This window comes from Kitasatospora sp. NPDC127060, from assembly GCF_042724935.1.
Classification (GTDB): Bacteria; Actinomycetota; Actinomycetes; order Streptomycetales; family Streptomycetaceae; genus Kitasatospora.
This window is the reverse complement of record NZ_JBHXEG010000095.1, coordinates 15,351-31,347: the sequence shown is the minus strand read 5'-3', so window position 1 is coordinate 31,347 and position 15,997 is coordinate 15,351. Positions and strand designations below refer to the sequence as shown.

General features: G+C 75.2%; 18 protein-coding genes. 10 read left to right on the top strand and 8 right to left on the bottom strand.

All coding sequences use genetic code 11. The annotated features are described in order from the left end of the window. Positions 1 to 344 precede the first annotated feature (344 nt). Complete coding sequence (locus ACFWIS_RS35120) at positions 345 to 1,310, bottom strand: hypothetical protein (protein ID WP_380461461.1); 966 nt, start codon at positions 1,308 to 1,310, stop codon at positions 345 to 347. Beyond that, positions 1,307 to 2,200: an RNA polymerase sigma factor gene (locus ACFWIS_RS35115; RefSeq protein ID WP_380461460.1), complete on the bottom strand. Its 894-nt coding sequence runs from the start codon at positions 2,198 to 2,200 to the stop codon at positions 1,307 to 1,309. Before ACFWIS_RS35115 ends, ACFWIS_RS35120 begins: the two co-directional genes overlap by 4 nt. A gap of 410 nt (positions 2,201 to 2,610) precedes the next feature. Between ACFWIS_RS35115 and ACFWIS_RS35110 the strand changes: the two genes are divergently transcribed. From ACFWIS_RS35110 to ACFWIS_RS35095, 4 genes are all read left to right on the top strand, one after another. Then, complete coding sequence (locus tag ACFWIS_RS35110) at positions 2,611 to 3,282, top strand: hypothetical protein (RefSeq protein ID WP_380461459.1); 672 nt, start codon at positions 2,611 to 2,613, stop codon at positions 3,280 to 3,282. A gap of 157 nt (positions 3,283 to 3,439) precedes the next feature. Continuing rightward, complete coding sequence (locus ACFWIS_RS35105; RefSeq protein ID WP_380461458.1) at positions 3,440 to 4,210, top strand: VC0807 family protein; 771 nt, start codon at positions 3,440 to 3,442, stop codon at positions 4,208 to 4,210. 150 nt (positions 4,211 to 4,360) lie between these two features. Next, positions 4,361 to 5,098 carry a tyrosine-protein phosphatase gene (locus ACFWIS_RS35100; protein ID WP_380461457.1) on the top strand — a complete coding sequence of 246 codons (738 nt, stop codon included), beginning with the start codon at positions 4,361 to 4,363 and terminating at the stop codon, positions 5,096 to 5,098. Between the two features lie 134 nt (positions 5,099 to 5,232). Continuing rightward, positions 5,233 to 5,991 carry a Clp protease N-terminal domain-containing protein gene (locus tag ACFWIS_RS35095; protein ID WP_380461456.1) on the top strand — a complete coding sequence of 253 codons (759 nt, stop codon included), beginning with the start codon at positions 5,233 to 5,235 and terminating at the stop codon, positions 5,989 to 5,991. Positions 5,992 to 6,058: 67 nt separating this feature from the next. Here the strand turns inward: ACFWIS_RS35095 and ACFWIS_RS35090 are convergent, their stop codons facing one another. Next, positions 6,059 to 6,550 (bottom strand): NUDIX domain-containing protein, encoded by a 492-nt coding sequence (locus ACFWIS_RS35090; protein WP_380461455.1) that lies wholly within the window; start codon positions 6,548 to 6,550, stop codon positions 6,059 to 6,061. Between the two features lie 168 nt (positions 6,551 to 6,718). Here ACFWIS_RS35090 and ACFWIS_RS35085 point away from each other — a divergent pair, with 168 nt between their 5' ends. Further along, positions 6,719 to 7,081 (top strand): hypothetical protein, encoded by a 363-nt coding sequence (locus ACFWIS_RS35085; protein WP_380461454.1) that lies wholly within the window; start codon positions 6,719 to 6,721, stop codon positions 7,079 to 7,081. On the opposite strand, the gene ACFWIS_RS35080 is transcribed toward ACFWIS_RS35085, so the two are convergent. The 4 genes from ACFWIS_RS35080 to ACFWIS_RS35065 all read right to left on the bottom strand — a co-directional run bounded on the left by ACFWIS_RS35080 (position 6,989) and on the right by ACFWIS_RS35065 (position 9,774). Further along, on the bottom strand, positions 6,989 to 7,966 hold the full coding sequence (locus tag ACFWIS_RS35080) for a sigma-70 family RNA polymerase sigma factor (protein WP_380461453.1): 978 nt from the start codon (positions 7,964 to 7,966) through the stop codon (positions 6,989 to 6,991). The two genes, ACFWIS_RS35085 and ACFWIS_RS35080, sit on opposite strands and share 93 nt — an antisense overlap. A 152-nt stretch (positions 7,967 to 8,118) precedes the next feature. Next, a complete protein-coding gene (locus ACFWIS_RS35075; protein WP_380461452.1) occupies positions 8,119 to 8,391 on the bottom strand; it encodes a hypothetical protein in 273 nt (90 codons plus the stop codon). 131 nt (positions 8,392 to 8,522) lie between these two features. Beyond that, positions 8,523 to 8,789 carry a UBP-type zinc finger domain-containing protein gene (locus tag ACFWIS_RS35070; RefSeq protein ID WP_380461451.1) on the bottom strand — a complete coding sequence of 89 codons (267 nt, stop codon included), beginning with the start codon at positions 8,787 to 8,789 and terminating at the stop codon, positions 8,523 to 8,525. Between the two features lie 37 nt (positions 8,790 to 8,826). Continuing rightward, entirely contained in the window at positions 8,827 to 9,774 is a 948-nt protein-coding gene (locus tag ACFWIS_RS35065) for a helix-turn-helix transcriptional regulator (protein ID WP_380461450.1), read from the bottom strand. A gap of 166 nt (positions 9,775 to 9,940) precedes the next feature. Between ACFWIS_RS35065 and ACFWIS_RS35060 the strand changes: the two genes are divergently transcribed. Together ACFWIS_RS35060 and ACFWIS_RS35055 are read left to right on the top strand one after the other, a co-directional pair. Continuing rightward, positions 9,941 to 10,702, top strand: coding sequence for an SDR family oxidoreductase (locus ACFWIS_RS35060; protein ID WP_380461449.1), 762 nt, complete (start codon positions 9,941 to 9,943; stop codon positions 10,700 to 10,702). Positions 10,703 to 10,759: 57 nt separating this feature from the next. Next, the gene (locus tag ACFWIS_RS35055; protein WP_380461448.1) at positions 10,760 to 13,693 is read left to right on the top strand and encodes a YbhN family protein; all 2,934 of its coding nucleotides are present in this window, start codon (positions 10,760 to 10,762) and stop codon (positions 13,691 to 13,693) included. Positions 13,694 to 13,709: 16 nt separating this feature from the next. On the opposite strand, the gene ACFWIS_RS35050 is transcribed toward ACFWIS_RS35055, so the two are convergent. Continuing rightward, on the bottom strand, positions 13,710 to 13,904 hold the full coding sequence (locus ACFWIS_RS35050; protein WP_380461447.1) for a hypothetical protein: 195 nt from the start codon (positions 13,902 to 13,904) through the stop codon (positions 13,710 to 13,712). 187 nt (positions 13,905 to 14,091) lie between these two features. On the opposite strand from ACFWIS_RS35050, the gene ACFWIS_RS35045 reads away from it, so the two are divergent. The 3 genes from ACFWIS_RS35045 (at position 14,092) to ACFWIS_RS35035 (ending at position 15,965) form a co-directional block, all read left to right on the top strand. Then, the gene (locus ACFWIS_RS35045; protein WP_380461446.1) at positions 14,092 to 14,562 is read left to right on the top strand and encodes a carboxymuconolactone decarboxylase family protein; all 471 of its coding nucleotides are present in this window, start codon (positions 14,092 to 14,094) and stop codon (positions 14,560 to 14,562) included. Positions 14,563 to 14,721: 159 nt separating this feature from the next. After that, the gene (locus ACFWIS_RS35040; protein ID WP_380461445.1) at positions 14,722 to 15,366 is read left to right on the top strand and encodes a class I SAM-dependent methyltransferase; all 645 of its coding nucleotides are present in this window, start codon (positions 14,722 to 14,724) and stop codon (positions 15,364 to 15,366) included. Then, entirely contained in the window at positions 15,363 to 15,965 is a 603-nt protein-coding gene (locus ACFWIS_RS35035) for a TrmH family RNA methyltransferase (RefSeq protein ID WP_380461444.1), read from the top strand. Before ACFWIS_RS35040 ends, ACFWIS_RS35035 begins: the two co-directional genes overlap by 4 nt. Positions 15,966 to 15,997: the final 32 nt, after the last annotated feature.

The window sequence follows — 15,997 nt, the reverse complement described above, 5'->3', positions numbered from 1 at the left end:
GTCCCCCCGCCCCCCCCCGCGCGCGGGGGGGGGGGCCGGGGGGGCCCGGCGCGGGGGCCCCCCCCCCGCGGGTTGGGGGGGGGCGCGCCCCTGACTGCGGGAGGGCGGGCCGCACGTTCCGGGCCGGCCGGGCCGGCGGCGCGTCCGGGGTGAGCGCCTGCCGGTCCGGCCGGGGCCGGCCGGGTGGACGGTGGGCACGGGGGAGCCGACCGTCCACCCGGGGTCTTCGGGTGGTTGTGCGTCCTGCGGTTACTGCGGGGTGGTGCGTTACTGCGGGGTGGTGCGGTCCGGGTGGGCGGCGAGCCCGGGGGGAGTCGCTCGCCGCCCACCCGGAGTTCTGGGGGTCATCTCCGGGCCGACGGGTCGTCGCCGGAGGGGACGGTTCTGCTCGGATGGATGTCCGGCAGGGTGGGGGCGCCCGTCGGGGGCGGGACCACGCCGCCCTTGCCGGGCTTGGTGCCGTTGCCACCGCCGTTCTGGCTGTTTCCGCCACCGGTGTTGCCGTTGCCGCCGTCGCCGCCCTTGCCGGAACCGCTCCGGCCGGGGGCGCTCGGCTGGGCGGTGGCGTCGCCCTGCTGGTCGCCGCCCTGGTGACCGGGGGTGCCGGCGCAGAAGTCCTGGACGGCGTCGGCGCCGCCGGCCGCCGCGATCAGCGGGGCGAAGAGCGGGTCGACGGCCAGCTTGCCGGGGCGTTCACCCTTGCCCGTACGGTCCTCGAAGCCCTGGCAGAGCGGGAGCAGCGCGGCGGGCGGGGCGGGGTGGCCGCTGTGCCCGCCGGCCGTGGCGGGGGCGGACGGGACGGCCGTGTGCGGGTCCGCGGTGGCGCCGGTGGACGGCCGGGAGGTTCCGGACTGGGGTGCGGAGGAGGACGGGCCGGTGCCGGACGGGGTGCCCGGGGTGGCCACCGCGTGCTCGGGCTCGGACGGGCCGCCGCCGAGGGCGGGCAGGTTGCCGGTGCCGGCGGCGACCGCGACCCCGCACAGGGCGGTGGCGCCGAGCATGGCGGCAGCGGCCTTCGTGCTGAAGGCCCTGGCCAGCGCGGCGGTTGCCATCGATCGTCTCCGGACGGGGGTCACTACGGGGTCGGGCGTGAGACTCGCCGCCCGGAACGCGGCCAGGGCGGCCTCCTCCCCGGCCAGTTCCGCGGACGTCGCCGGAGCGGCGGCCGCGGCCAGGACCCGGGCGAGCTGCCCGGGACCGTCCGGTCCGGTGAGCGAGGCGTCCTGCCCGGCCGACGGGCCGCCCACGGCACCGCCGAGCAGCTGCTCGGCGGCATCACGGTCGATCCGACGGGATCGGTTGGTGCTCATCTCATGTCCTTCAGCGTCGCGGCCCGGTGTTCTGTCACACCCTGCGGAGAAGTTTTTTTCGCGGGTCGTTCCGCGGGTCGTTCCGCGGGCTCTTCGGCGGGTCGTTGCGCGGGCTCTTCGGCAGCTCGTCCGGCCGGTCGTCCGGCCGGTCGTCCGGCGGGGCGACCTGTGGGACGACCGGCGGCGTTCCCGGTGCCCGGTTCGGCCGGCCGGGCGGCCGGGATCCCGACTCCGGCGGAGAACGGCTGGTCCAGCAGCTTGGCCAGTCGGCGCAGGCCCCGGTGGGCGGCCATCCGGACGCTGCCGGCCCGCTTGCCGAGCACCCGGGCGGCGCTCTCGGCATCCAGCTCCATGACCACTCTCAGCAGCACCGCCTCGGCCTGGTCGCGGGGCAGCCGGGAGATCAGCGCCAGGGCGTCGGCGGTGCCGACGGTGGCGAGCGCGGCGCGGGCGGTGTCGTCCCCGGCGGCCTGTTCGACCAGGTACTCGAAGGGGAGATCGGCGACCGGGCGGCGGCGCCGGGCGCGCAGGTGGTCCATCGCCCGGTTGCGGGCGACGGTGGCGGCCCAGCCGCGGAAACCGTCGCCGTCGCCGGAGAAGCCGCGCAGGTCGCGGGAGATCTGCAACCAGGTCTCGGACGCGATGTCCTCGGCGTCCTGGACGTCCTCCGGCCGTCCGCCGACGAGCACTCTCAGGTAGCGCAGCAGGCCTGGCTGGACGGTCCGGAACAACAGCCGGAAAGCCTCTTCGTCCCCCTCCTGGGCGGCGCGGACCGCCTCGGTCAGGTCGGTGGGAGCAGCGCCCCCGCCCGGTGGGCCGGCGGGAGGTACTGGTCCGGACCGGCCGAGGTGGCTGCCGGTGCCCGCTCCGGGGCGTTCTGCACTCTGCACCCGCCACATGATGCGCCATCCGGGGGACCGGGTCGGCGCCGGTCGAAGGACCGGACCGGACGGGGCCAAGGTCCCGCCGACGGCTGCCGTTCGCCCGAAGCCCCGGAACACCGCCCCCGCCTACATTGTCGGTAGGCGAATCGATCCGGGCCCCGACCTGCCCGGACGCCGGGCCCGCCGACGCGCCCGCCACGCCGCCGTGACCCCGCGACCCCACCGCGCCCGTTCGTACCGACACCCGCCCGAGCCCGTTCGGGCGGGTGTCGGCCCGGGAGCGGCAGAGGGACCGGAACCCACGGCGACCGCACGGCCGGCTCCGGACGGCCGCTCCGCACAGCCGGCTCCGCACAGCCGGCTCGGGACCGCCGCTCCGCACGGCCGGCTCCGTACGACCAGCAGGGAAGACCGCGATGACCACTGCCCACGAGCTCCACGCCAAGGGCCTGCGCGAGCACCTCGCGCCCGCCTTGCGCTGCCTGGGCCTCACCGGGCGGCACCCGACCTTCCTGCTGCCGGAGGAGGACCACTGGCTGCTCGTCGATCTGGTCGAGCGGCCCGCCGCCGACCGGGTCACGTTCACCTTCGCGCTCGGCCTGGTCCGCCGCGCCGACCGGGCGGGCCCGGCCCTGCCCGACCCGCGCACCCGGTACGGCTCCGAGGTCTGGCGCGCCAGGATCGGCGAGGTGCTGCCGGTCGGCGAGGACGTCTGGTGGGAGGTGCTGCCCGGGCCGCGCTGGCGGCTGCCGCTGGACGACGCCGTCGCCGCCGTCCGCGACTACGGCCTGCCGGAGCTGCGCCGCCGGGCCGCGGCGGACCGCTCCCCCACCGGCGGGGCGTACCTCTCCCCCGCCGAGCTGGAGGACGTCAACGCCGCGCTGCTGACCGCCTCGGTGGCCCGGGTGCAGCGCGCCGAGCTGGCCGCCGGGGCGCTGGTGCTGACCGGCGCCTGGACCCGGGGCGACGGCGTGGCCCGGACGGTGCTGGCCGGGGCCGCCCGGGGGTTCCTGTCGGCCGGGGACGAGCGGTTCCGGACGGTGCGCTGCCGGGACACCCTGGGGCGGGAGCTGTGGACCTTCGGCTAGAACGGTGCAGGTCAGCGGCCCTGTCATGGGCGGCGCCGTGACACCTGTCATGCGGATCCGGCCACGGACGACACTGCTCTGACGGCGGGTCGGACCGAAAGACTGGAGGCACGACGCGGGCAGGGGCCCGCGGTCACCAGCCGGGGAGGAACCCACCATGAGCAGCCGGACCGTCACCGCCGTCACCGCCGCCGTTCCCACCCGGCCCGTCCGGAGCGCCCAGCAGGTCCTGGACGCCCAGCAGGTCCAGAACGCCCAGGCCGCCGGGGCGCCGAACCCGCTGGTCACCGGGTTGCGCCCGCTCGCCCTCGACGTGCTCGCTCCGCTGGCCGGCTACTACCTGCTGCACTCGGCCTGCGGCCTGAGCGAGTTCGCCGCGCTCGCCTGGAGCAGCGTCTTCCCGGCCGGCCGGACCCTCTTGGGCCTGCTGAAGGAACGCAGCCTCAACCTGTGGGCCGCGCTGATGCTGGCGGTCAACCTGGCGGGCCTGGCGCTCACCTTCGTCACCGGCGACGCCCGGATGATGATCGCCAAGGACGGCGGGCTGAGCGGCACCGTGGCGCTGGCGATCCTGGTCTCGGCGGCGGTCGGCCGGCCGGTGATGACCCCGATGCTGATGCCCTTCGTCACCAAGGGCAAGCGGGACCGCACCGCCGCCTGGCAGCGGCTGGTCGAGGGGCGGGCGGCGGCCTCGAGGGCCTTCCGCCGCCACGAGCGGGTGTTCGCCGGGATCTGGGGCACCGCGCTGCTGGCCGAGTGCGCGGCCCGGGTGGTCGGCGCCTTCACCCTGCCGGTGTCGACCATGGCCTGGCTGTCCACCGTGTTCCTGATCGGCGCGATCGTGGCCGGTTCGATGGTCGGTCAGATCGCGACCGACCCGATCGAGAAGCTGGTCGCCGCCGAGACCGAGGCACCCACCGCCGCCTGAGCCCCCGTCGGGCCTCGGTACGAACCATCCGTCCACCGAGCGAACTGCGGGTGCCCTGGGTTCGAACGATCAGGAACCATCGGGATCTCCCGGGAGTCTTGATAACGAGGGGGTAACGGTACCCCCGACCGAGGAAACGGGGAGCCCACCATGCGGACCGACGCGCTGACCACCACCGAGGACCGCACCCTCGCCTGGGACGGCTGCCTGAACGTCCGCGACCTGGGCGGTCTGCCCACCGCCTCCGGCAAGCCGACCGTCCGCGGCGCGATAGCCCGGGCGGACAACCTGGACCGCCTGACCCGCGAGGGCTGGGACGCCCTCCTCGACCACGGCGTCCGCACCGTGGTCGACCTGCGCAACGCCGAGGAGTACAAGCCGCTCCTCCCGCTCCCCGAGGGCGTCGAGCTGGTCCGCGTCCCGCTGGACGAACTGGCCGGCCCCGCCTGGTGGGAGACCCACGGACGACTGGACGGCACCCCGCTGGCCTTCCGCCCGTACCTGGAGCACTGCCCGCACGCCGCCGCCGCACTGGTCACCGCGATCGCCGGGGCCCGACCCGGCGGACTGGTGGTGCACTGCGGCGCCGGCCGTGACCGGACCGGCCTGGCCGCCCTGCTGCTGCTCGCCCTGGCCGGGGTCGACCGGGCCGCGATCGCCGAGGACTACCTGCTGAGCGCCCCCAACGTCCGCCCGCTGTACGGGATGCTCGGCCTGCCGGACCCGTACCGCCGGATCGACGCGGCGCTGGCCGAGGCCGGGACCACCGCCGAGGCCGCCCTCGCGGACGCCCTCGACGGGCTCGATCCGGCGGGCTACCTGCTCGCGGCAGGGGTCACGCCCGCCCAGATCGCCGCCGTCCGGGACCGGCTGCTGACGGGGGCGTAGGGCCTCCGACCGGGGGTGTCACCCTCCGGCAGAACGTTCGATGAGGCGTTCGACGGAATGCGGACGCAGACTACCCACCAGTAGGCGTCAACCGATGGTTGACGATCCTCGGATCGACAACCTACGGTTGACGCATGGAGAATCCCGTTGTTCCCAACACCACTCCGCTGCGCCTCGACGACCTGATCGCCGCGATCAAGAAGGTCCACGTCGACGCGCTCGACCAGCTCTCCGACGCGGTCATCGCCGCCGACCACCTCGGCGACCTCGCCGACCACCTCATCGGCCACTTCGTGGACCAGGCCAGGCGCTCCGGCGCCTCCTGGACCGACATCGGCCGCAGCATGGGCGTCAGCAAGCAGGCCGCCCAGAAGCGCTTCGTCCCCAAGGACCCGGGCGCCCCGAACGACCTCGACCCCAGCCAGGGGTTCGCCCGGTACACGCCCCGGGCCCGCAAGGTCGTGGTGGCCTCGCAGGAGGAGGCCCGGCGGGCGAACAACCCCGAGATCACCGCCGAGCACATCCTGCTCGGCCTGCTCGCCGAGCCCGAAGGCATCGGCCTCAAGGCCCTCACCGCCCAGGGGGTCACCCCGGAGGCCCTCCGGACGGCGGCCACCGCCGCGCTGCCGAGCGCCGTCGAGCAGACGGTGCCCGCACTGATCCCGTACGACGCGCGGGGCAAGAAGGTGCTGGAGCTGACCTTCCGCGAGGCGCTCAAGCTCGGACACAACTACGTCGGCACCGAGCACATCCTGCTCGCCCTGCTGGAGCTGGAGAACGGCGAGGGCGTGCTCGCCGGGCTCAGGGTCGACAAGACCGAGACCGAGACCTTCGTCTCGGAGGCCATCGCCGCCATCGTCGCCGCCCGGGACGCCGAGCCCGAGCAGCGGTGAGACGCTCCGCACCGACCGTGCCCCGGGCGGAACTCCCGCCCGGGGCACGGTACTTGCCGATGACGGCCTAGAAGCCGGAGACGCGGGTGGTGACGATCCGGACCCGGCCGTCGACGGCCGCCTCCAGCGCCGCCCGCAGCCGGACCGAACGGGCCGGACCGAGCAGCTCCAGGGCCTCGTCCAGCGGGGCCCAGCGGTGGGCGTCCAGCTCGCCGGCCGGAACGGTCACCGGGGTGCCGTCCGGGACGGTGCCGAAGTCGAACATGAAGTGCTGGGCCGGGTGGTCGAGTTCGTCCGACGGGTGGGTCCAGGAGATGGCCAGCAGGTCGCCGGCCTCCCGCACGATGCCGGTCTCCTCCTCCAACTCCCGCGCGGCGCACTCGACCGGGCCCTCGCCGAGATCGATCGTCCCGCCCGGGAACTGCCAGTGCTCGCGGTACCCGGCCTTCACGATCAGGATCCGGCCCGACTCGTCGCGCAGCAGGCAGCCCGCCCCCGCGTAGATCCGGGGCAGGGACGCCAGCCACTCCTCGCGGGGTCTCAAGGGCTCAGCCGTCACGGTGTTCCTCCTGGGGCAGGGCGGTTCGGTCGGGCCCCACTCTGCCACCGCGCCGTGCTCCTCATCGCGTCGCGAGCCGTCATCGCCGCACTCCGCCACCTCACTGCGGGCCGCACCTCGCTGCGGGCCGGACCGATGAGTCCGGCGCCCGGCAACGGTCCAACCCGCATGGAGAGCACCGCGAACGAAGCCGTACTGAGCTGCGACCTGGGCGCCCTGACCGCCCCCGACCTGGCCGTCGTCGACGCCCTCGCCCGGCTGCGGCTGGCCGCCGCCCGGCACCGGGTGCGGGTGGTGCTACTGAACACCGCCGGCCCGCTGCGCGAACTGCTGGCGTTCAGCGGGCTCGCGGCGCTGCTGCCGGGAGCGGCCGATCCGCTCGACCCGGCCGATCCGCTCGACCCGTTCGACCCGTTCGACCCGGCCGGGTCACTCGGGTCACTCGGCGGGGAGCCGGGCCGGGAGGCCGAACAGTGGGAACAGCACGTCGGTGTCGAGGAAGTTGGTGAGCCCGGTGATCCGGCCCCCTGACACCTCCGGCACGATCAGCGCCCACGGCTCGTGCCCACCCTCCGGGCTCGGCCGGTACTGGGCCAGGGCCGGGCCGCCGTTGGCCGTCACCGCCAGCAGCCGGGAGCCCCGGCAGCCGTGCCCCGGGCCGAGCATCCAGGCCCGGACCTCCCCCAGACCGCGCAGCCACATCGAGAACGGCGGCATGTTGAGCGTGACGTCCTCGTGCAGCAACTCGGCCAGGCCGTCCATGTCGTACGCCTCGAAGGCGCGGACGTAGCGGTCCAGCAGCGCGCGGTGCGCGTCGTCCAGCGCGGGGGCCGGGCGAGCGGCGGAGGCGTCCGAGGCGAGCACCGCGCGGGCGCGCTGCAGCGCGCTGTTGACGGAGGCGACCGTGACGCCCAGCAGTTCGGCCACCTCGGCGGCCTTCCAGCCGAGCACCTCGCGCAGGATCAGGACCGCCCGCTGCCGGGGCGCGAGCCGCTGCAGCGCGGCGACGAAGGCCAGTTTCACCGACTCGCGCTGGGCGGCCACCTCCGCCGGGTCCCCCGTCTCGGGGAGCAGCCGGCCGTCCGGCGCCGGGCCGATCCACGTCACCTCGGGCAGCTGGGTGCCATGGGCGGTGGCCACCGTCACCGGGCCGGCGAGATCCATCGGACGGGCCCGGCCGTTGCGGCCGTTCAGCGCGTCCAGGCAGACGTTGGTGGCTATTCGGTACAGCCAGGAGCGCAGCGCGGCCCGCCCCTCGAAGCCCTTGTGCCCGCGCCAGGCCCGGACCATGGTCTCCTGCACCGCGTCCTCGGCCTCGAAGACCGAGCCGAGCATCCGGTAGCAGTAGCCGGTGAGTTCGGTGCGGTGCCGCTCCAGCTGGAGCTCGACCGGCTCCTCCGTGATCACATCGGACATGGTGTGCCCCCGTTGTCCCGCCGCGTGCTGGTGAACGGGACGAACGTAGCGCACGGCACTGACAGCCCCCCGGGGCTGCCGGGAAAGGTGGTTGAGCACGCGTCAGGGGCGGGCGCCGGGTTCGGCGGCGTCCGCCCCGACGGGGCCGTGGGTCAGTGGGCGGAGTGCTTCTCCGCGCCGCGGTGCCGGTGGCCCTTGAGTTCCGCGTGCATCGCCGGGGCGGAGTGCGGCAGCGCGGACGCCGCGTCGCGCCCGCCGTGGCGGAAGGCGTCCGCGGAGGGGGGGTTCCCGGCGGCCGAGGACACCGCGCCGGAGCTGGGCTTCGGGCCGAGCCGGCCCGGCGAGGTCGCCATGCCGCGGCGTTCCAGCAGTTCCTGGGTGCCCTGGCGGAGCTGGGCGGTGCCGCTCGCCGTTAGCTTGGTCATCGTCGGCCTCCCTTCGGCGACCGCGGCCGGGCGGGTGCCGGCCGGAGGGGCCGCTCGGGTGTGTATGTCCGAATTTTACCGGGGTCGGGCATCGGTGCCACCGATGAGGTCGAGGACCGGGCCCGGCCGGTTCAGCCCATGAGCTCGTGGACGTAGCACCAGCGCCAGTCCTCCCCCGGCTCGTAGGACCGGATCACCGGGTGCGAGGTGTTGTGGAAGTGCGCGGTGGCGTGCCGCTGCGGCGAGTTGTCGCAGCAGCCGATGTGGCCGCAGTCCAGGCAGACCCGCAGGTGCACCCAGTCCCGGCTGCCTTGGGCCAGGCAGTCCGCGCAGCCGTCGGTGGGCGGGGCGGGCTCGATGTCCCGGGGGGCCATGGCGAGGTCTTCGCAGGCACTCATGGTGGAAGGCTATGACGGCACGGGCCGGGCCGCCCGCTCAGGACGTCTCGGACGCCTCGGACATCTCGGAGGCCCCGGACGTCTCGGAGGCCCCGGACGTCTCGGAGGCCCCCGACGTCTCGGAGGCCCCGGAGGCATCCGGAACCGTGCCGGAGGCCGTCCAACTCGCCAGCAGGGCCAGCTTCTGGGCGGTGGCCGAGCCCGGCGGCGCGGTGTAGACGACCAGCACCTGGTCCGGCGAACCGTTGACGGCCAGGGTCTCGTACCCGAAGTCGAGCTCGCCGACCAGCGGGTGCCGCAGCAGCTTCACCCCGCTGGTCTTCTCCCGCACCAGGTGATCCGCCCAGAGCCGGCGGAACTCCTCGCTGCGCACCGACAGTTCGCCCACCAGGGCGGCCAGGGCGGGATCGTCCGGGTACAGCCCGGCGTCCCGGCGCAGTTGGGCGACGGTCTCGGCGGCGACCGCGTCCCACTGGCGGTAGAGGGCGCGGGTGGCCGGGTCGAGGAAGCCGTCCCGGGCCTGGTTGGGCGGGGCACCGGGCTTGCGGCCCGCACGCCCGGAGAAACCGTTCACGGCGTCGCCCAGGGCGTTCCAGGCCAGCACGTCCATCCGGCGGCCCAGCACGAAGGCCGGCACCCCGGTCATCAGCTCCAGCAGCAGCCGCGTCCCCGGACGGACCAGTCGGTCCCCCCGGACCTTGGCGGGCGCCGCCTTCGGCGGGCGGTTCAGCGACCGCAGGTGCGCCGCCTCCACCTCGTCCAGCCGCAGCACCCGGGCCACCGCGTCCAGCACCGCGTCCGAGGCACTCCCGCCGCGGCCCTGCTCCAACCGGATGTAGTAGTCCACGCTGACCCCGGCGAGCTGCGCCACCTCCTCCCGCCGCAGGCCCTGCACACGTCGGCGGCCGTGCGCGGGCAGGCCCACCTCCTCCGGCTGGATCCGGGCCCGGCGCGAGCGGAGGAAGTCCCCCAGGGTGTTCTCCATGCCAGGCAGGGTAGCCCCGGGGCGGCGACCCGAGGGTGGTACTGGCTTTCCCAGGAAAGCCTTGCCCGGGAAGGCGGTTCCCGGGTGGAGCTCAGCCCTGGGTGGGCGCGCGGAACCGCCGCAGAGTGGTGGACGTCAAGCCGCCGACCCCCTCCAGGAGTCCCCGATGAGCTACCCCGCCCTCGCCACCCGCACCGCCGTCGTCACCGGAGCCGCCAGCGGCATGGGCGCCGCCACCGCCTGGCTGCTCGCCGCCGACGGCGCCCGGGTCGCCCTGCTCGCCCGCCGCACCGACCGGCTCGACGCCCTCGTCGCCGAGATCACCGCGGCCGGCGGACAGGCCCTCGCCGTCACCGCCGACATCACCGACCAGGCCTCCGTGGACGCCGCCGCCAAGACCGTCCACGACGCCTACGGCCCGGTCGACCTGGTGATCAACAACGCCGGGGTGATGCTGGCCAACCCGCTCGCCGACGGGCGGATCGACGAATGGGCCCGGATGATCGACACCAACCTCACCGGCGCCCTGCGGATCATCCGCGCCTTCACCGCCGACCTCACCGCGGCCGGCGCCGACGGCCGCACCGCCGACCTGGTCAACGTCTCCTCCATCGCCTCACACGTGTCCTTCCCCGCCTACGCCGTGTACGGCGCCACCAAGGCCGCGCTCACCCAGCTGTCCACCGCCCTGCGCACCGAACTCGGCCCGCACGACGTCCGGGTCAGCGCGATCGAGCCCGGCCTCACCGACACCGAACTCGGCGGGCACATCGACAACCCGGAGCTGCGCGAAGGCCTCGGCGAGATGTTCGCCGCGATCCCGGCACTCGGCGCGGACGACATCGCGGACCTGATCGCCTACACCGTCAGCCGCCCCCGGCACGTCAACCTGCGCCACCAGGTGGTGCTGCCGACCCGGCAGGCATGACCGGGCAGCGCGGATCCACGCCCTCGGCCCACCGGACGGCATGGGAGCATGCCACCCGTGGCGATCGTGACGGGGAGAACGAACGGCGACACCGGCGGGGGCCGCGGTACGGCCCCGGCCGGGCGGCCGGACAGCGGCGGGGGCACACCCGACGGCAGCGGCGGGGGCACACCCGACGGCAGCGGCGGGGGCATACCCGGGCAGGCCCCCGGCAGCGGCGGAGGCATACCCGGGCAGGCCCCCGGCAGCGGCGCGGGCGCCCCCGGGCAGCCGGACGGACCGCGCCGACGGGCCAGGCCGCTCGCCGAGACCGGCCGGATCCGGCAGCCCGTCGCCCTGATCCGGCTGCTCACCGGCCTGACCGCGATCGTGCTCACCCTGCTGCTCGCCGACTACGCCCGCGCCACCACCGGCGGCTTCGCCGCCGACGTCGCCGAGGCCGCCGCCCTGGTGCCCCGGCCGCTGGCCGGCCTGGCCGGCGGGCTCACCACCGCCGCCGTCCTGCTGCTGCCGGTCGGGCTCGCCGCCCGCCGCCTGCTCGGCCCGGACCGGCGGCGCGCCCTCCAACAGGTCTCCGACGGGCTGCTCGCCGCCGTCACCGCGTACGGCGCCACCCTCGCCCTCGGACTGTGGGCCGACGACCTCGCCCCCGCCTCGCTGCTCACCGCACTCACCCAGCGGCTGCCCGCCGACACGCTCGGACACACCGAACCCGTCTACGGCTACCTGGCGCCCGTCCTCGCCTTCATGACCGCCTCCGGCAGCCGCGAACGGCGCCTGCCGTGGGCCGTCCTCGCGCTCTCCGGCCTCGCCGGACTGGCCAGCGGCTACGCCACCCCCACCGCGCTGCTGCTCGGCCTGCTCATCGGCTGGACCGGCGCCCACGGCACCCTGTACGCCGTCGGCACCCCGGACCCGCGACCCCGGCCCGGGGAGGTCCTGCGGGCCCTGCGGGACAGCGGACTGCGGCCCGTCGAGGCCCTCCCCGCCGGGCCGGACCGCTACCTGGTCCGGCAGGCCGACGGCCGGCCCGAACTCGACGTCCAGCTCCTCGACCGGCAGGCCGTCACCGCCGCCGCCGTCCAGCGCGCCTGGCGCCGCCTGCGACTGCGCACCGCCCCGCACCCCCGTGCCCTGCGTTCACCGCGCACCGGGCTGGAACACGAGGCCCTGGTCACCTACGCGGCCCTCGCCGCCGGAGTCCGCACCCGCCGCATCGCCGCCACCGCCGGCCTCGGCCACGACACCGCCCTCATCGCCTACGAGCACCTCGCCGGCCGGCCCCTGGACCAGCTCGACGACGCGGAGGTCACCGACGGCCTGCTCGCCGACGCCTGGCACCAGCTCGCCCTGCTCCAGCGCCGCGAGATCGCCCACCGCGCCCTCGTACCGTCCTCCCTGCTGGTCGACGACGGCGGCGCGGTCCACCTGGTCGACTTCGCCGACGGCGACATCGCGGCGAGCGAACTCGTCCTGCGCTGCGACATCGCCCAGCTGCTCACCACCCTCGCGCTCCGGGCCGGCGCCGCCCGCGCCGTCCGCACCGCCACCGCCGTCCTCGGCCCCGACACCCTCGGCGACGCCCTGCCGCTCCTCCAGCCGATCGCCCTCGCCCGCTCCACCCGGCAGGCCCTCAAGCACCGGCCGGGCGGCAAGGCCGCGGGGGCGGCCGCGCCGGACGGCGACGCGGGGGCACGGCTGCGGGCGGAGGCGGAGGCGAAGGCGGACGGCGACGGACGGGCGGACCGCGCTGCGGCTGCGGCTGCGGCTGCGGCTGCGGCTGCGGCTGCGGCTGCGGCTGCGGCTGCGGCTGCGGCTGCGGCTGCGGCTGCGGCTGCGGCTGCCCCGGACACCGGGGCGAACACCCCGGACACGGCCGATCGCACGACCGTCGAACACCTCGCCGGGACGACGGCCGGGCCGGACGGTGGCACGGGCAGCGCCACCGTCCCCACCGGCACGCACCCCACCGCACCGGTCGGGGGGCTGTTGGAGGAGATCCGGGCTGAGGTGTCGCGCGGACGGCCGGAGGTGCTGGGGCGGCCGGTGCGGCTGGAGCGGGTGCGGCCTCGGACGCTGCTGGCCGTGGTGGGCGGGGTGATGGCCGGGTGGCTGCTGATCCCGCAGTTCTTCGCGACCGAGGACAACCCGGTCGCGGCGCTGGCGGACGCCGATCCGTGGTGGCTGGTGCTGGCGCTGGTGGCGGCCGGGTGCAGCCACGTGGCGGCGGCGATGGGCTTCGTCGGGTTCGTGCCGGAGCGGCTGGAGTTCCGCAACGTGGTGCTGGCGCAGGTGGCCGGGGCGTTCGTGAAGCTGGTGTCGCCCGGGGGCGTCGGCGGGATCGCGCTGAACACCCGGCTGCTGCAGCGGGCCAACATCCCCACCGCGCAGGCGCTGTCCAGCGTCGGGGTGGGGCAGTTGATCGGGCTGGTACTGCACCTGTTGCAGCTGGGGGCCTTCGTCTACCTGCTGGACCTGCAGCCCGGCGGTTCGGAGCTGGACGCGCTGCCCGCGGTGGTGGGCGGGCTGGCGGTGGCGGCGGTGCTGCTGGCGGTGGTGTGGGCGATCCCGCCGGCCCGGCGGTGGCTGGCGGCGCGGCTGCGGCCGTTGACGGCCGAGGTGCTGCCGCGGCTGCTGGACCTGCTGCGCAACCCGGGGCGGCTGGCGGTGGGGGTGGCCGGGCAGCTGCTGGTGTCGCTGTGCCTGATCGCCTGCCTGTACTGCTGCATCCGCGCGATCGGCCGGGTGCCGTCCTTCGCCCCGGTGGCGGTGGTGTTCCTAGTGGGCAACGCGGCGGGCAACGCGGCGCCGACCCCGGGCGGGGCCGGCGCGGTGGACACGGCGCTGGTGTTCGGGCTGGAGCAGACCGCGTCGATGGAGAAGGGCGGGGCGTTGGCGGCGGTGGCGCTGTTCCGGCTGCTGACGCTGATCCTGCCGGTGCTGCCGGGCTGGGCTGCGATGACCTGGTTGCAGCGCCGCAAGGCGCTGTAGGGGCCGGACACCGGGTTCAGCGGTAGTCGTCCTCGTCGAGCTGGACGACCCGGCTCTGCTCGGCGGCGTCGGCGACGTCGGTGGCGGGGTCGGCGCCGACGGCGCGACGCTCGGCGACCTCGTCGTACTCGTCGCCGGTGGGGGCGTCCTCGTCGGGCTCGACGGCCTCGACGGCCTCGTCGATCAGGTAGTCCTCGTGATTCTGCGGCATGGCGTCCGTCCTCACTGTCGGGAGGCTCCCAGGGCCCGGATGGCGGTACTGGCAGTATCCGCCGCCGGGCGCGCGGACGCGATGTGCCGGGGCCGCTCCGGCGTGTTGTCCGGGGCGGAATTGACCCACGGATCCCGCAGGTGAATGACCCATGGAAGGGGTTCATTCCGCTCCTAGGGTTCTACCCATGACGACGAACGACACCACCGCCACCCCCGCCCGCCGCCTCGACCACGCCCGCACCGCCCCCAAGGTGTTCCGCGCGATGATCGCCCTGGACGCCGCCGCCCGCGAGGGTCTGGACCCGGCGCTGGTCGAGCTGGTGCAGATGCGCACCTCGCAGCTCAACAACTGCGCGTACTGCCTGGACATGCACACCAAGGACGCCCGCAAGGCCGGCGAGACCGACGAGCGGATCTACCTGCTGCCGGTCTGGCACGAGGCCCCGGCCGGGGTGTACAGCGAGCGGGAGCGGGCCGCGCTGGCGCTGGCCGAGGAGATCACCCGGATCGGCGGCGGGGTCTCGGACGCGGTGTACGCCCGGGCGGCCGCGCACTTCGCGGAGGCGGAGCTGGCCCAGCTGATCTCGGTGTGCCTCACCATCAACGCCTGGAACCGGATCAACATCGCCACCCGCAGGACCCCGGGCACGCGCTGACCGGCGGGCCCGCTGGTCAGCGCGTGCCCGTGCGGAACGGGCCCCGGGCCACCGGGGGTACGATCGGTGCCAGGCCGAGGGCCCGACCGCACCCACCCGGTGGCCCCCGCGGCCCCGAGGCCCGCACCGACGACGGCCCGCACGAACGACAGGGAAATCATGTCCGGCTCGCACTACTTCTCCAGTGCACCCGAGGTCGCCAGCGAGCGCCGGCCGATCACGGTCTCGCTCCCGGACCTGACCCTCGAACTGACCACCGACACCGGGGTGTTCTCGCACGGCCGGCTCGACCAGGGCACCCGGATCCTGCTGGAGCACGCCCCGCCGCCGCGGGTGCGCGGCCCGATCCTGGACGTCGGCTGCGGCTACGGCCCGATCGCGCTGACCTGGGCGAGCCGCCGCAAGCGGCTGCCGGTCTGGGCGGTGGACGTCAACGAGCGCGCGCTGGAGCTGGTCCGGCTGAACGCCGCGGCGCTGCGGCTGGGCAACGTCCAGGCCGCGCTGCCGGACGACGTCCCCGAGGACCTCCGGTTCGCCACCATCTACTCCAACCCGCCGATCCGGATCGGCAAGGCCGAGCTGCGCGGGCTGTTGACGCACTGGCTCGGCCGGCTGACCCCGGACGGTTCGGCGTTCCTCGTGGTGCAGAAGCACCTGGGCTCGGACTCGCTGCAGAAGTGGCTCAACGAGCAGGGCTACCCGACCTCCCGGGTCGCGTCGGTCAACGGGTTCCGGATTCTGGAAGCGCGGCCCCGCCCGGATTCGGGCGAGGGCACCGAGAGTGGACGGGGAACGACGTCGTGAAGCAGCTGCGCGGGACCGAACTGAAGCGACTGCACCGCTCGTGGCGGCGCAGCAACGAGTTCCGGCTCGCGATGATCCTGGAGAACCTGCAGTCGCCGTTCAACGTCGGCTCGGTGGTCCGGACCGGGGCGGCGATGGGCGCCGAGAAGCTGTACCTGACCGGGGACACCCCGTCGGTGCGCTCCTCCGGCGCGCAGAAGGCCGCGATGGGCACCGACAAGTACCTGAAGGTGGAGCACTTCGAGACCGTCGCCGAGGCGGTCGCGGCGGCCAAGGCCGACGGCTTCAAGGTGGTCGGGCTGGAGCTGGCGGACGACGCGGTGCCGATGTTCGCCGCCGGACTGACCCCGGCGGTGGCCTTCGTGCTCGGGCACGAGGACCGCGGGATCACGCCCGAGGCGCTGGCGCTCTGCGACCAGGTGGTGTTCGTGCCGCAGTTGGGCCGGGTCGGCTCGCTGAACGTGTCGGCGGCGGCGACGGTGGCCTGCTACGAGGCGCGCCGCCAGGGGTACGCGATCAGCGGCACGCCGGACGGGAGCGACGCCGGGGGCGACCTCGGGGACCTCGATGGTCCCGGGGACCTCGGGGACGACGACTGACACGCGATCAGACGGTCTGAAGGGGTGTGCCG